This is a genomic window from Halomicrobium sp. HArcht1-1 (genome assembly GCF_058933285.1).
This window is the reverse complement of the sequence record NZ_JBZYDL010000001.1, coordinates 2,404,820-2,420,317: the sequence shown is the minus strand read 5'-3', so window position 1 is coordinate 2,420,317 and position 15,498 is coordinate 2,404,820. Positions and strand designations below refer to the sequence as shown.

Genomic DNA, 15,498 nt, shown 5'->3' with positions numbered 1-15,498 from the left:
ACTGCTGCCAGCGACGCATGCGGATCCTCACACCGTTTGCCCGGTCGACGACGCGCCGCATCACAGCAGGCCGTGGGCCTCGATCAGCCGCCGGTAGTGTTCGAGATACTGCTCGCGGACGGCGTCGTGGTCGTACTCGGCGAGCGATTCGTCGATCGTCTCGTGGGGGTAGTCGCCGCTCGCGACGATGGCGTCTGCCATCTGCTGGGTGCTCGTGACCCGGAAGCTGCGCTCGCGGTGTTCGATCAGTTCGTGGGCGCTAGAGCGGGCCTGATACTCGACGATCCCGATACAGCCACAGGCGAGTGCCCACAGCAACTCGCTGGCGAAGTACTCCCGGTAGGCCGTCTGGACGAAGACGTGTGCGCCCCGGTAGATGCTGATTCGCTCCTCGCGGTCACAGGCACCGACGAACTCGACGCGGTCCTCGATGCGCAGGTCGCGGACCTGTCGCTCGTAGTCCTCGCGGTAGGGTCCGTCGCCGACGATCTTCGCCGACCAGTCCCGTTCCCGGAGCTCTGCCAGCCCGAGCAGGAGGCTCTCGACGTTGGCGCTCTCGTCTAACGGGTGAGCGAAGGCCACGTCGACGGTCGCCGCGGGCTCGGTGTCCCGGATCTGTGCCATGTCGATGCTCTCGGGGACGATCGCCGTCTGGTCGCTGCTGGCCCCGTGTTCTCGGACGGTCGTCCGGACCATCTCTGAGGGGGTGACCACGCAGTCCGGGCTCTTTGCCGCGCGGTCGACCAGTCGACTGGCACCGATCGCCTCGTCGCCGAACCAGTCGACCAGTACGGGGGCACGCGTGATCGTCCCGCCGACGCTGGCCCCCACGACGCCACCGGGCGGGCGCGGACTGGCGTGGATCACGTCCGGCGGGTGACGAGCGAGGCGAACGGGCAGGCGCGTCGCGAACGCTGCCGCGTTCGGCGTCGCCGTCACCGCGCGGTAGGTGATGTCCTCGGGCTCGAAAGTCCGCTGGTCGCTGTCCCACCAGCGAGCGCAGTAGATCGTCACTTCGTGGCCCCGCTCGGTCAGTTGCTGGGCGACGCGTTCGAGTCGGCGGGCCCCCTCGGTGTCCCGGTGGTGGGTCGTCTCCATGGCGACGAACGCGACGCGCATACCTGACGGTCAACGTGGCCCGTGAAAAATCCAACCGTTGCCGGGGCGTCCGTCGGTCCCGAGACGTGCGCTCTCTTGCCGGAATCCACAAAGCATTTGATTCGTCTCTGCAGCCGTCCGTACATGGCCCCGCGAACGCCCTTCCTCCGCCCGGATAGATACTTCGCAGACCGCGAGCCGACGTTCGATCGCGGCCTGGTCGTCGCCGCGCTGGTCGTCGTCGGCACGCTCGTGATGGTGGCCGGGCTCGGCGCGGTCTTCACCGCGAAAATCGACGGCACCGTGATGGTCGACAACCCGGACCGCCCGTCCGAACAGTTCTGTGACGGGCGGATGAACGAGACGTTCTCCGAGACGAACACGACCTTCGGCTGTGACGAACCGGCCCAGATCGAGCGCAACATCGACGTGATCATCGACAAAGCGATGGGGCAGTTCTACGGCCCGATCCTCGTCGGCGTTCCGATCTTCCTGTTCGCCGTCGCCGGACTGCTCCATCTCGGGACGGCGCTGGCCGGCGGCCAGGGGTCGTTCGGCAACACGCTGACCGTCGCCGCCTGGGGGTTCGCCCCGACACTGGTGACGTTGCCCCTTGCCATCGCGACGCTGTGGGTGACGATGGATCCCGTGACCATCACCACGGGGATGGAGCCCGCCACCTTCCAATCGATGCTGCTTGGCCGGATCAACGAGTGGGTGCCGATCGCGCTGGCGCTCAACGCCGCCGGTTCGCTCTGGGGTGCCGTCATCTGGGTGTTCGGGCTCGAACGCGGCCGGAACGTCTCCCGAGGTGGGGCGGCCGTCGTCGCCGGCATCGTCGCGCTCCTGTTGTTCGTGGTCGGACTGGCCTAGTGGGCTCGACGTTACAGCTTGTCTGCTGGGTCGGTCGGGTGTGCGATACTCCACGCGTTCGCAGCACCCAGACTCAGATTGACCGAGAGGCCACCGGCACCGCCGGAGATGCCCTGTATCGACGAGGTCGGCGAGCCGGCGAAGGTGTGCGTGTACGAGCCCCAGATCGTGCTCGGTTCGCCGTCGTCGCGCAGTCGGAACTTCGCGGTCAGGCTCGCGGACGCACTCGGCAGCGAGTCCCCGGCCGCGGCACCGAAGTCGTTGTGATTGACGATATCGACCGTCCCGGCGAGTGCGTCCTGTGCGACGTCGTCGGAGGTGAACTTCGCCGAGTGACGTTCCGTCGCGCTGACGCTCGGCTCTCCGACAGGGGCCCAGTCGCCGTTGATGTACCCGATTCCGATGGCGTCGTCACACCACCAGGAGTTTCGGATGGTGCGGTTGAGCCCCTCCAGTGTCATCCCGACCGCGACCCACACCTCGTCGCCGCCCGCGTCGCTGACGCCGACGACCAGTTCCGAGTCCGAGTTTTCCGGATCGTTGTACGTGTACTCCGGTTCCACGTCCTGTTCGGTGGTGGAATCGTTCGTCTCTGCCGCGACTTCCGCTCGCACGTCTTCGTTGACCTGGAAGTCCCGTGTCGCCTCGACCGACGGCTCTAGCCGGAAGCCTTCGAGTGCGCGAGTCGCGCCCTCGGACCCGTTTCGCACCAGTCCCTGGTGGAACGCCTCGCCGACTACGTCGGTCGTCGGTTTCTGTGACTGTCGCTGTGCAGTGACAGCACCAGTAGCTCCGACAGTCGCGAGCGAACCCGCAGTGAGGAGGAATGTCCTTCGGTTTGGCATTGCAGTTTCATCGACAGCCGACGGCCATAAAATACCTCTAGATTACATATCTATTATTTTATTTCTAACCTGTATACATATATACTTTCAATACCGCAGTCCCCTCAGCGAGCGCCAAACCGTTATACTCGCGCTCGCCAAGACATCTGACGTGTACGATCTCGAACGCTATCTCAACATCAGATCTGCGACCGGGGCGACGCTCGGGCCCGACGGACAGCTCGCCTTCCGGATGAACACGACCGGCACGTTCCAGCTCTGGAGCGTCGACGAACCGGGCGGCTGGCCCCAGCAGCGCACCTTCTACGACGACTCCGTGTCCTTCGCCTCGTACTCGCCCGAACGGCCGGAGCTGATCTTCGGCAAGGACGAGGGTGGCAACGAGCGGCTGCAGCTGTTCCGGCTCGACGCGGACGGCCAGAGCACGCCACTCACCGACCGGCCGGACGCCAAGCACCGATGGGGCGGCTGGAGCCACGACGGCGAGCGATTCGCCTTCGCCTCGAATCGCCGCGACGAGAGCGTCTTCGACATCTACGTGCAGGGTCGGGACGACGACGAGGCCACACTGGTCCACGAGGGCGGAGGCTGGCTCACCGTCGGTGGCTGGTCGCCCGACGACTCGAAGCTCCTCGTCGGGGAGGCCCACTCGAACGTCGACCAGGACCTCTCCGTGCTCGATCTCGAATCCGGCGACTTCGAGCACCTCACGCCCCACGACGGCGACGTGCGCTACGGGAGCGCCCAGTGGGCACCCGACGGCGACGGCGTCTATCTCGTCACCGACAGCGATGCGGACCTGCGCTGGCTGGGCCGCCTCGATCTCGACGGGACGCTCCGCGAGGTCGTCTCGGACGACGACTGGAACGTCGACGGCGTGTCCGTCGACGTCGATACCGGACGGCTCGCCTACTCTCGGAACGTCGACGGCTACACGGACCTGACCGTCGGACGGTTGACCGACGAGACCACGATCGAGGCGTTCCCCACGCCGGACCTGCCCGGCGGGATCGCTGGCGGCGTCTCGTGGGGACCCGACGCCGATCGGTTCGCGGTGACGGTCACCGGCCGGACGGTCAACACGAACGTCTTCGTCGTCGAGACCGAAACGGGCGAGGCCACCCGCTGGACGCACGCCTCGACGGCCGGCATTCCCGACTCGACGTTCCACCCGCCGGAACTGGTCCACTACGAGACCTTCGACGGGCGCGAGATTCCGGCGTTCTTCTCGCTGCCGCCGGCCGAGGGCAGAGACGACGACGGCGTCCCGGTGATCGTCGACATCCACGGCGGTCCCGAGAGCCAGCGCCGGCCCTCCTTCTCCGGCCTCCAGCAGTACTTCCTCTCGCGTGGCTACGCCCTGTTCGAGCCCAACGTCCGGGGGTCGAGCGGCTACGGGACCGCCTACATGCAACTGGACGACGTGGAGCACCGGATGGACAGCGTCCGCGACATCCGTGCCGGCGTCGACTGGCTCCACGATCATCCGGCGGTCGATCCCGACCGACTGGTGGCCAAGGGCGGCTCCTACGGCGGGTTCATGGTGCTTGCCGCGATGACGGAGTACCCCGACCTGTGGGCCGCGGGGGTCGACGTGGTCGGCATCGCGAACTTCGTCACTTTCCTCGAAAACACCGGCGACTGGCGACGGTCGCTGCGCGAAGCCGAGTACGGCTCTCTGGACGACGACCGCGAGTTCCTCGAATCCGTCTCGCCGATCCACAGCGCGGACCAGATCGCCGCGCCGCTGTTCGTCATCCACGGCGAGAACGACCCCCGCGTCCCGGTCGGCGAGGCCGAACAGATCGTCGACGCGGTCCGCGAGCAGGACGTTCCGGTCGAACTGCTGGTCTTCGACGACGAGGGCCACGGGATCGGCAAGCGCGAGAACCGGATCGAGGCCTACACGCAGGTCGTCGAGTTCCTCGACGAACACGTGTGAGACTGCTTCGCCAGCGTCTTCGCTACTGCTGATTGTCAGCTTTCGACGTACCCGTCACCGGACTCTTCGAACGTCCACCCATCAGTAATAAATTCGCCCTCTGAGCCGACATGAACGACGAGGACTCCGGTCCCTCATGGATGACCCCAGTCGCTGCGTCCTGCGTGTATCCCGCGGGCCCGCTCCGGAGAGGCATCCACTGGTACCGACCATGACCGCAGGTATGCCACACAGTACGACACGTCTGGTACTGCGAGTGTGCATAATATTAAAATTTATATCATTGTACAAGAATATCAGGGATCCACGTAACCGTCCTCTGTGTCCTCGAACATCCGCTGCCCTCCCTGACCGATAACTCCTCCGTCCGGACCGGCGTGGAGGGTGTAGACCTTCGCCGGTCGCTCGTTCCACTTGATCGTCGTCTCGTACTCGTAGTACCGATACTGTTGCTCTCCACTGTTTTTCGAGCGCGCCGTCATTTCGAGTCTCGACGACCGCTGTTCGTCACCAGCGCTCGAATAGGGAACACAGACGATTTCACAGGGTGGAAGCTCCGCCGACAGGGTTCCTCGAAATACCGTCTGGTTTCCGCTGTCGCTCAAGATGTTGACGGTGTTCGTGCGCTTTTCTTGACCCTTATTAATAATTTTTGTCGATGTATCTTGTGTGTGTCCAGAAGATTTGCCCGAGGAGAGACAGCCACTGGTACCGACCATCACTGCAGGTATACTGTATAGTACGGTACGTCTGGTACTAGGAACCATATATTATTTAATTCATACCGGAAATTCTGATATACTCGTCTACTTCCTTTTGGATCATTTGGAGTCTCGAGGGAGAGTCGGAACAACTGCGGTTGGTGGGTTAGTCATAATGTGGGTTGGTTCTTGTGCTTCGCCGCTAAAACCCATCGCATTCGTGTTTGTGTTTTCTTTAATACCCCGCTTGTTCTTCTCTTTTCTCGACATATTTTCCACTCTCGGGATTCCACCTCCCCCTTCATCTGTACTGGCAATCCCTGGGTCTCATACTACCGGCTGTCACTTCGTGACGATCTTCGCCACCCCGGGGTGGCGAAATCATTCACAGATGTACAGCCGGTAGTGTCAGGGAATTTTTACTATAGTAGCCATTGAAAATCAATGCACACCCGATCGCACTGCTGTCGTGCGATCGGTGTGTAAATCGTTTCAATTGTTACTATAATGTTGGTTAGGTTCTACCGTTGATGCCTGGCATTGATACTGCTACGGCTTTCTCAAAAGGAGACAACGACTGACCGGTTTTATCTGACCGGACGCACAGTAACTGGTACGAGAATGGTGAGTCGGTCTCCAGACGTGATCGGCGACGGGATCGAGTCGCTCCAGCAGCGCCACGGTCCCTTCCCGGTCAACCAGACGACGCTCAGCCTCTCACCGGCGGCGTATCGCGACGCCGCCGAACGCGCGCGCGACGGGTTCGCGGACGTGTACGTCCGGGTGGAGAACGACGACGGCGAGGTGTTGCACGTCCAGAGCGAGGACCGCAAACGGGTCCCGCGCTGTGTCGGCGGCAGCGAGAAGCCCCTCACCGAGCGGGCGCGCGACGCCGTCGCGGACGCGACCGGCGTCGACTGTACGATCGACGAGATCGTCCGCGTGACGATTGCCGGCGTCCGCAACGCCGAGGACACCGACGCCGAGACCGTGTACCGACTGCTCGTCCTCGTCGACGCGGTGTACGACGGCGGCCAGACCGAGCGGGGCGTCTGGGCAGCCGAGTCGGCGATCCCCGAATTCGTGTAGCCGTCGTCACGCGGGTAATTCTTCGGTCCAGTCTGTCCTTCGATCCAGTCTGTCCTTCGATCCAGTCTGTCCTTCGATCCAGTCTGTCCTTCGATCCAGTCTGTCCGCAGTCGCAGGCTGTCGGTACGTCTGTGTGGGCATCGACCTTTTTCTGCGTCGGGTTTCCTCACTCGCTGCGCTCGTTGCGGGAACCGCTCCTCGAAAAACGTCGGTGAAAAAGGCCGACGGCTCGACCACCGGTCTCGCCGTCGGTGAACTGCGCTCGCTTCGCTCGCGCGGATGCTGGTGATCCGTGTATCGTCTACACTGACCAGGCGTTTGCTGTCGCATCCGGACGATCGAGCGCTCCGGCGGAGCCGGCGGTTCGCCGGCAGACGCGCTTTTTCACGAGTAGGGCGAGCACGGCGGGCCACCCGAAGCGGAAACTGGTGGGGCTAGATAACGCCGGTGACGGTCGCGGCCTCGCGGGCGGCGGGCTCGCTCATCCCGTCGCCCAGGATCGTGTAGCGGTCGCGGATCTCGTGGGCGGTCGTCAGCGCTTCCAGGACGGTGTCGTCGTCGATCCCCAGCTCGTCGGCCGTCGTGGGCGCGCCGATCGAGGCCAGGGCGTCGCGAACGTCGATCCACTGCCCTTTCGCGCCGCTGTGGAGGTACTCGGTCATGATCGAGCCGACGCCGACCTGGTGGCCGTGGAGCGCGGCGTCGGGCGCGATTCGGTCGAGCTGGTGGGAAAAGAGGTGTTCAGCGCCGGAGGCGGGCCGCGAGGAGTCGGCGATCGACATGGCGACGCCGGAGGAGACCAGCGCCTTGACGACGATCCACGACGACTCTTCGAGCCCCTGCTTGATCGAGCCCGCGTTCTCGACGAGCATCTCTGCGGTCATCCGGGCCAGCTCGCCCGCGTACTCCGAGTACTCCACGTTTTTCAGTCGGTGTGCCAGCTGCCAGTCCCGGACCGCGGTGTAGTTCGAGATGATGTCGGCACAGCCCGCGGTGGTCAGCCGCCAGGGGGCCTCGGCGAGGATCTCGGTGTCGGCGACGACGGCCAGGGGCGGCTCAGAGGCGACGCTGTGGCGCGTATCCCCCTCCGGGACCGAGCCGCGTCCGGAGACGATGCCGTCGTGACTGGCGGCGGTCGGCACGGAGACGAAGCCCAGGTTCAACTCGTCGGCGGCCATCTTCGCGATGTCGATGGCCTTCCCGCCACCGACGCCCAGCAGGTAGCCGGCGTCGACCGAGCGAGCGGTCTCGATGACCGACTCGACGGCACCGAAGCTGGCTTCCTCGACGATCACCTCGGCCGGATCTGCGTCGGCGTCCTCGAACTGCGCGACGACGCGCTCGCCGGCCACGCTGTACGGCGTCGGGCTGGCGACGATCAGCGGCCGCCCGGAGAGGTGGATGTCCTCGACGGCCGCGACGGTCTGGTCGAGGACGCCGTGGCCCACCACCACGTTGTGGGGGAGCCTGATCCAGCTCGTTTTGTCGAACATACCCGTGGGTGGTCAGCCAGGCGTGAAAACACTTGTCGTGGCCGGCGATCGTCCCAGGACGGCGGGTCGGTCGCGCGACCGACGCGCGCACTCGTCGATCGTCACCCCGTTTTTTACCGAGTGGGACAGAACTGGACGGACATGGCAACGACGGGCTCACTCGACGAGAGCCGCCGCCCGCTGGCCACGGAACTGCTGATCGTCGTGGCGGCGCTGCTGGCGGTCCAGTTGTGGACCGGGACGCTGTGGCAGCGGGTGGTCGGTCCCGCCGTCCGGAGTCTCTCGCTGGCCGACGCGCTCGGTGTCGACGGCCTCGGTGCCTTCCTCGCGAGTTCGTTCGTCTACAGCGGGCCGTTGGTCGCGAGCGTCGTCGTCATCGCGGCCGTCTACGTCCGTGCCCGAAACGTGCCCGTCGGCACGGCGCTTCCGGGCAGATCGGATCTGGCGATGGTTGCACTGGCCGTCGTCACGCCGCTCGTCCTGATCGGCGTGACGGACCTCGTCGGCAACGTCACGAGCGTCCCGTTCAAGACGCTCGTGCTCACGGCCTACGCCGAGCGGGCGTCGGTCACCTTCGCCGCCGGCACGACGCTCGCCAGGGTGTTCGTCGCCGTCCCGCTGGCGCTGGTGCTCAACCAGGTCCTCGTTCAGGGGAGCTTTCGATCGATCACGAGCAGCGACACCGCGATCGCCCTGACGACGCTGCTGGGTGCGTTCGTGCTGGGCGATCAGGGACTGGTCGGCGGCATCGGTGAGACCTCGAAGTACGTCGGCGTCGGGCTGTTCGCGCTCGCGTCGCTCGCTGTCCACGTCTCCCGAACACGTTTCGACGCCTGGTGGATCTGGGCCGTCGCTGCCGTGCCCGCAGTGCTGTTCGTCGTCCTCTCCGGAGTCCAGTGGGTCGCCTCGATCGACTCCATCGCTGCGGGACTGTACGGGCTCGCCAACGTGGCGACGCTCGGAGTGGCCGCCTACACCTACGAGCGGACGGACTCGCTGCTCGTTCCGGCGCTCGCGTACGCGTCACTGCTCGTCGCCAGCGAGGCGGTCGTGTTCCTCTTCGAACCGGGGCCGATCTGGTAGCGACTCGGCGACGAACTGGTAAACACTCTATAACAATCCGTCCGGGCCTCGAAGAACGGGTGTCATGTCCTGTGTGAACTGCGACACCGACACTCGGGCGTACACGCTCAGAGCCCACGTCCACGACGCCGACTCGGACGTTGACCTGACGTTTTGCTCGACGGACTGCCTGGACCAGTGGGTGTGAGGTGACCGTTTCGGCGCTGTCGCCGACTCACTCGTCGAGCGACGCCAGCAGCGCCGTCTCGTCCGCTCGGTCGGGTCCCTCGTCGCGCCCCGTGCGCTCGCTCTCGCGGTGTTCGTCGACCGTCGCCGCCAGCGCCGTCTCGTGTGGCGTCGACGACCAGCCCAGCGAGCGTAATTTCGCCGTCGAGAGCACGTGTGGCGAGGGCCGATACAGCGGGAACGCCGTCGATTCGAGTCCCGCACGACTCAGTTCGCGCTCGCTCACGTCCACTCGTTCGACCGTCGTGTCGCAGGCCTCTGCCAGCAGATCGACCCACTCGCCCAGCGTCGGGACGTGGTCGTCGCCGACGTTGTACGCCTCGCCGGCAGTGCCCGACTCGGCGACGACCCGGAGCGCGCTGGCGACGTCCTCGACGTAGACCAGTTGCCAGAGGCTCAGCCCGTCGCCCGGCACGGCGACGCGGTCGTGGGTGTCCACGCGATCGATCCAGTAGTCGAACCGCTCGGTGTAGTCGTGAGGGCCGTAGACGACGGTGGGACGGACGCTCATCGCCCTGACGCCGCGTTCGGCGGCCGCGAACACCGCCCGGTCGCCCTCGGCCTTCCGCGGCCCGTAGGTCGCCGCCCCCTCCGTAGTCGCCTGCTCGTCCGTACACTCACACAGGGGCGTCTCGTCTTCGCGCTTGGGGACGCGTTCGACGCCGTAGGACGCGCCACTGGAGACGTAGACGTACGCGTCGCAGTCGGCGAACACGTCGGTCGCCTCGCGCACGTCCTCGGGGAAGTAGGCCACGCAGTCGATCACGACGTCGGGGTCGACCCGCTCGCGAACCGCTTCGAGATCGTCGCGATCGCGTCGGTCGCCCGCGACGTGTGCGACGCCGGGATCGTCTGCGAAGGGATTGGCGTGGTTCCCGCGGTTACAGATCGTCACGTCGTAGCCGTGCTCGCGGAACTCCTCGACCGTCGCTCGGCCGATGAAGCGCGTCCCGCCGACGACCAGAACTGAGTCCATAGTGGCTCTCTCGGTCGGCGACGGGAAAACGATTGGTCACTCGAGATACTGCCCCAGGAGGTCACCGTCGTGGAGCGCGTCGGGCGGCGTCTGGAACCATCGCGCGGCACGGATCTCGTCGTCGGTCTCCCCGAGTCGGTCCGCGTCGGGAATCTCACCGTCGGCACGCGCGTCGTAGACGACGTACTGCGCGGTGAAGGCGGTCTTCCCGTTGCTCTCGTCGACGTAGGACTGCTCGAAGTGCAACGAGACTCGCTCTCCCCGTGATTCGTATTCGTCGTCGAGGACAAACTCACCCATTATAATCTACCCGTCTCCCACTTGTCGGCACAAATAAATATTCCGCGTGGCCCCTCGCCGGGTCGACGAAAACGAGATGGTTGTGACTCCCAGCTTCAGTCGTCGCTGGTCGCGATCCCGCTGTCGACCGCGCCGGCTTCGGGCGTGGCCGACGCGGGCGGTTCGTTGCGCACGTCGTCGCGGTCGCGCTCTTCGATGACCTCGGCGTAGGCGTCGGGCATCACCTTCACGAAGTCGTCGAGCGCCGCGTCCCACTCGTCGAGCAGCGCCTTCGCGCGCTCCGAGTCAGTGTAGGCGGCGTGGTTCTCGACCAGTCGGGTGATCATCTGCTCGTCTTTCCCTTCCAGCGAGCGAGACAGCGAGACCATCCCGGTGTTGGCTCGCTGCTCGAAGTCGCCGTCGGGATCGTAGACGTAGGCGACGCCGCCGGACATCCCGGCCGCGAAGTTCTTGCCCGTCTCGCCCAGGACGACGATCGCGCCGCCGGTCATGTACTCACAGCCGTGGTCGCCGACGCCCTCGACGACGCCCTTGACCCCGGAGTTGCGGACGGCGAAGCGTTCGCCGGCCATCCCGTTGACGTAGGCCTCGCCCTGGGTCGCGCCGTACAGCGCGACGTTGCCGACGACGATGTTCTCGGCGGGATCGAAGGCGGCCGTCTGTGGCGTCTCGACGATCACCTTCCCGCCGGAGAGCCCCTTGCCGACGTAGTCGTTCGCGGTCCCGTCCAGCGCCATGGTCACGCCACCCTGGAGGAAGGCACCGAACGACTGGCCCGCCGTCCCGTCGAGGTCGACGCGGATGGTGTCGTCGGCCAGCCCCTCGGTGCCGTAGGCCTGGCTGATGCGGTTCGAGAGAGTCGCGCCGACCGCGCGGTGGACGTTGTCGATCTCCGTCTCGATCGCGACCGGCTCGCGGTCTTCGAGGGCCGGCTCGGCGGCCTCGATGAGCTCCCAGTCGAGTTGCTCGTCGATGTCGTGGTCCTGCTCGCGGGTCTTGATGCGCTGGTCGCCCTCGGGTTCGGCGACGAGTCCGGAGAGGTCCAGCTTCTTGGCCTTGGGGTTCTCGATGTCGTCGCGCTGTCGGAGCACCTCCGCTCGGCCGACCATCTCGTCGATGGTCTCGAAGCCAAGTTCGGCCATGATCTCGCGCAGCTCCTGGGCGATGAAGGTCATGTAGTTGACCACGTGCTGGGGCTCGCCCGGGAAGCGGTCTCGCAGCTTCTCGTTCTGGGTGGCGACACCGACCGGACAGGTGTTCTCGTGGCACTGCCGGGCCATCACACAGCCCGAGGTGACCATCGACGCGGTGCCGAAGATGTACCCTTCCGAGCCAAGCAGCGCGGCGACGGCCACGTCGCGCCCGGTCTTCATCCCGCCGTCGGAGGTGACTCTGATCCGGTCGCGCAGCTCCGTCCCAGTCAGCATCTGGTTTGCTTCGGCCAGTCCCAGCTCCCAGGGGAGGCCGGCGTTCTTGATCGACGTCTTCGGTGACGCGCCGGTCCCGCCAGAGTGGCCCGAGATGTGGACCACGTCGGCGTTTGCCTTCGCGACGCCGGCCGCGATCGTCCCGATGCCGTCCTCGGCGACGAGCTTGACGTTGATGTCGGCGTCGGGGTTGGCCGCCTTCAGGTCGTGGATCAGCTGCTTGAGGTCCTCGATGGAGTAGATGTCGTGCAGCGGCGGCGGGGAGATGAGGCCGACGCCCGGCGTCGCGTACCGGACGTGGGCGATCATCTCGTTGACCTTCTTGCCGGGCAGGTGGCCGCCTTCGCCGGGTTTGGAGCCCTGGGCCATCTTGATCTGGATCTCCTCGGCCGAGGCGAGGTAGTCGCTCGTGACGCCGAAGCGCCCGGAGGCGACCTGCTTTGTCGTACACTCTTTCTCGGTCCCGAACCGCTCCGGGGGCTCGCCGCCCTCGCCGGTGTTGGCGTTGGCACCGATTCGGTTCATCGCGATCGCGTTGTTCTCGTGCATCTCCGGCGACAGCGACCCGAGGCTCATGGCCGCCGTCTCGAAGCGTTCGACGATCTCCGAGACCGGTTCCACGTCGTCGACCGGGATCGACTCGCGGGCCTCGTCGTCGAACTCCAGCAGGCCCCGCAGCGTCTGGAGGTTCTGCTGTTGGTCGTTGATCTCCGCTGCGAACTCCTTGTAGGTCTCGTAGTCGCCCATCCGGACCGCCTGCTGGAGTTTGCCCACCGTGTCGGGGTTCCACTGGTGGTGGATCCCGTCCGACCGGAACTCGTACTCGCCCTGTCGGGGCATGTCCGGCTCTTCTTCGCTCCAGGCGACGTCGTGGCGCTGGAGCAGGTCGGCCTCGATCTCGTCGATGCCGATCCCCTCCGTGCGGCAGGTCGTCCCCTCGAAGTACTCGGCGACGAAGTCCGAGCCCAGCCCGACGGCTTCGAAGATCTGGGCTCCCTGGTAGGATTCGACCGTCGAGATGCCCATCTTGGCCATCGTCTTCAGCAGTCCGTCCTCGACGGCGGTGATGTACGCGCCGATCGCCGCCTCCAGGTCCGCACCGTCCGGTCCGGCGACGAGGTCGTCGATCGTCTGGTAGGCGAGGTAGGGGTTGACTGCGCCCGCGCCGTACCCGATCAGCGTCGCGAAGTGATGCACCGCCCGCGGGTCACCGGACTCTACGACGAGTCCGACGTGGTTGCGCAGCCCGTTGCGGACGAGGTGGTGGTGGATACCACCGACCGCGAGCAGGCTCGGGATCGGGACGCGGTCTTCGCCCGCGGCGCGGTCCGAGAGCACGAGTACGTCGGCGTCGGTCGCGGCCGCAGTCGCCTCGTCGCGAACGTCCTCGATCGCCTCCCGGAGGTCGGTCCCGCTCTCGTAGGTGATATCGAGGACGGTCGACGACATCCCGTTCCCGTCGCGGTCGTCAGACGAGCCCAGCTCCTTGATCGCCGCCGTCTCTTCGTCGCTGAGGATCGGCGAGTCGAGCACGAGCTGGCGGGCGTGTTCCTGTGTCTCGGCCAGCAGATTCCGCTGGTAGCCCAGCCGCGACTCCAGCGAGGTGACGAGCTCTTCGCGGATGTAGTCCAGCGGTGGGTTCGTCACCTGCGCGAACAGCTGCTTGAAGTAGGTAAACAGCGGTCGGTTGAACTGAGAGAGCACCGACAGCGGCGTGTCGTCGCCCATCGAGCCGACGGGGTCTTTCCCCTTCTCGGCCATCGGCTGGATGAGGTGGTCGACCTCGTCGTAGGTGTAGCCGTACATCGCCTGGTGGCTCCGGAGGCCGTCCACGTCGCCGATCGGCGCGTCGGACTCCCGGCTGGCGATGTCGTCGATGTCGACCTGTTCTTGTTCGACCCACTCGCCGTACTTCTCGTCGCTGATGTCCTCGAACACCTCTTCGTCGGGGATGACGCGACCCTCTTCGGGATCGGCGAGGAAGCACTGTCCCGGCTGGAGACGGCCGCGTTCCTCGATTTCGTCGGCGGTGTGATCGAGCGCGCCGGCCTCTGAGGACATCACCAGCGTGTTGTCCTGCAGGATGTCGTACCGGCAGGGGCGCAGGCCGTTGCGGTCGAGCACTGCGCCGACGCGGTCACCGTCGGTCGCGGCGACGAGGGCCGGTCCGTCCCACGGTTCGACGAGCGAGGCGTGGTAGTCGTAGAAGTCCCGCCGGTCGCCCTGTACGTCGTTCATCTCGCCGCGCCAGGCCTCCGGGATGAGCATCCGGAGCGCGTGGGGGAGGTCTCGCCCGTCCTGCAAGAGGAGTTCGAGCGCGTTGTCGACGCTGGCGGTGTCGGACTGGTCGGGATCGTCGATGATCGGCTTGATCTTCTCGATGTCCGACTGCCCGCTCTGCTCGCCGTCGTCGAACGCGTCGCTCTCGATGTCGGTCTCGCGGGCGCGCATCCAGTTGATGTTGCCCTGGATCGTGTTGAACTCGCCGTTGTGGATGATGTTCCGATACGGGTGAGCGAGGTGCCACGCGCCGAGCGTGTTCGTCGAGAAACGGGCGTGGACCAGTGCGAACGTCGATTCGAACCGCTCGTCGCTCAGATCGGGGTAGTAGCCCGACAGCTGTTCTGCCTTCAGGAGACCCTTGTAGACGATCGTCTCGTGGTCCAGCGAGCAGACGTAGAACCGTTCGTGGCCCGCCGGCTCCGTCGACTCGATTTCGTTCTCCAGCACGCGGCGACCGACGTAGAGCTGTCGCGAGAAGGCGTCGCCGGTCGCGCCGGTGGCCGACGTGACGACGACCTGTGTCACGTCCGGTTCCGATTCGAGTGCCGTCGCGCCGAGGTCCTCGTTGTCCGTCGGCACCGACCGCCAGGCCAGCACGTCGAGCCCTTCTTCGGCCAGCGTCGATTCGACGAGATCTTTCAGCGCTGCGGCCTCGTCGTCGTCCTGCGGGAGAAAGAGCGTCCCGACGGCGTACGCGCCGGGCTCGGGGAGATCGACGTCGAGTTCGTCCGCGAAGAACTCGTGGGGGATCTGCAGCATGATACCTGCGCCGTCGCCGGTGTTCTCTTCGGCACCAGTCGTTCCGCGGTGTTCGAGGTTCGCCAGTAGTTCGAGTCCGTCCTGTACCACCCAGTCGTGTGACCCGCCGTCGAGGTCCATGACGACCCCGACACCGCAGTTCGACCGAGTATCGGTCGGGTCCGCGAGCCCTGCGGCGCTCCCGGACTGGTCACTCTGCTGTCGCTCAACCATGTGTGATCCGAGCATAGGGGTTCCCCCACAAGAGGGTGTCCCTGATACAATAAGGGTACACTATACACATTTGCATGAGTATTATTAACATATAAGGGTTTGTGCGGATCGACCATGAGGATCTCCGATATCGTCGGTACGACCGGCCGCTACACGGCAAAAAAGGCAGTTCTGCTGTCTCTCCGCTCGTC

Annotated in this window: 11 protein-coding genes; 4 read left to right on the top strand and 7 right to left on the bottom strand. The window is 65.5% G+C overall.

The window, feature by feature from the left end; all coding sequences use genetic code 11:
* Positions 1-60: 60 nt before the first annotated feature.
* Positions 61-1,119, bottom strand: coding sequence for a glycosyltransferase family 4 protein (locus AC5FRZ_RS12720; RefSeq protein ID WP_493564755.1), 1,059 nt, complete (start codon positions 1,117-1,119; stop codon positions 61-63).
* Between the two features lie 123 nt (positions 1,120-1,242).
* Here AC5FRZ_RS12720 and AC5FRZ_RS12715 point away from each other — a divergent pair, with 123 nt between their 5' ends.
* Positions 1,243-1,971 carry a Yip1 family protein gene (locus AC5FRZ_RS12715; RefSeq protein ID WP_493564754.1) on the top strand — a complete coding sequence of 243 codons (729 nt, stop codon included), beginning with the start codon at positions 1,243-1,245 and terminating at the stop codon, positions 1,969-1,971.
* An 11-nt stretch (positions 1,972-1,982) separates the two neighbouring features.
* On the opposite strand, the gene AC5FRZ_RS12710 is transcribed toward AC5FRZ_RS12715, so the two are convergent.
* A complete protein-coding gene (locus tag AC5FRZ_RS12710; protein ID WP_170095122.1) occupies positions 1,983-2,816 on the bottom strand; it encodes a hypothetical protein in 834 nt (277 codons plus the stop codon).
* A 151-nt stretch (positions 2,817-2,967) separates the two neighbouring features.
* Here AC5FRZ_RS12710 and AC5FRZ_RS12705 point away from each other — a divergent pair, with 151 nt between their 5' ends.
* Complete coding sequence (locus AC5FRZ_RS12705) at positions 2,968-4,758, top strand: S9 family peptidase (RefSeq protein ID WP_493564753.1); 1,791 nt, start codon at positions 2,968-2,970, stop codon at positions 4,756-4,758.
* Positions 4,759-5,054: 296 nt separating this feature from the next.
* Here AC5FRZ_RS12705 and AC5FRZ_RS12700 read toward each other — a convergent pair whose 3' ends face one another.
* Positions 5,055-5,240, bottom strand: coding sequence for a hypothetical protein (locus tag AC5FRZ_RS12700; RefSeq protein ID WP_170095120.1), 186 nt, complete (start codon positions 5,238-5,240; stop codon positions 5,055-5,057).
* 840 nt (positions 5,241-6,080) lie between these two features.
* On the opposite strand from AC5FRZ_RS12700, the gene AC5FRZ_RS12695 reads away from it, so the two are divergent.
* Positions 6,081-6,548, top strand: coding sequence for a hypothetical protein (locus tag AC5FRZ_RS12695; RefSeq protein WP_372480439.1), 468 nt, complete (start codon positions 6,081-6,083; stop codon positions 6,546-6,548).
* A gap of 434 nt (positions 6,549-6,982) precedes the next feature.
* Here the strand turns inward: AC5FRZ_RS12695 and AC5FRZ_RS12690 are convergent, their stop codons facing one another.
* The gene (locus tag AC5FRZ_RS12690; RefSeq protein ID WP_170095117.1) at positions 6,983-8,041 is read right to left on the bottom strand and encodes an NAD(P)-dependent glycerol-1-phosphate dehydrogenase; all 1,059 of its coding nucleotides are present in this window, start codon (positions 8,039-8,041) and stop codon (positions 6,983-6,985) included.
* 141 nt (positions 8,042-8,182) lie between these two features.
* On the opposite strand from AC5FRZ_RS12690, the gene AC5FRZ_RS12685 reads away from it, so the two are divergent.
* Positions 8,183-9,124, top strand: coding sequence for a hypothetical protein (locus tag AC5FRZ_RS12685; RefSeq protein ID WP_493564752.1), 942 nt, complete (start codon positions 8,183-8,185; stop codon positions 9,122-9,124).
* Between the two features lie 214 nt (positions 9,125-9,338).
* Here AC5FRZ_RS12685 and AC5FRZ_RS12680 read toward each other — a convergent pair whose 3' ends face one another.
* The 3 genes from AC5FRZ_RS12680 to gltB form a co-directional block, all read right to left on the bottom strand.
* Positions 9,339-10,325 (bottom strand): NAD-dependent epimerase/dehydratase family protein, encoded by a 987-nt coding sequence (locus AC5FRZ_RS12680; RefSeq protein ID WP_493564751.1) that lies wholly within the window; start codon positions 10,323-10,325, stop codon positions 9,339-9,341.
* 36 nt (positions 10,326-10,361) lie between these two features.
* On the bottom strand, positions 10,362-10,625 hold the full coding sequence (locus AC5FRZ_RS12675; protein WP_493564750.1) for a hypothetical protein: 264 nt from the start codon (positions 10,623-10,625) through the stop codon (positions 10,362-10,364).
* A gap of 95 nt (positions 10,626-10,720) precedes the next feature.
* The gene (gene gltB / locus AC5FRZ_RS12670; RefSeq protein WP_372480445.1) at positions 10,721-15,307 is read right to left on the bottom strand and encodes a glutamate synthase large subunit; all 4,587 of its coding nucleotides are present in this window, start codon (positions 15,305-15,307) and stop codon (positions 10,721-10,723) included.
* Between the last annotated feature and the right edge of the window lie 191 nt (positions 15,308-15,498).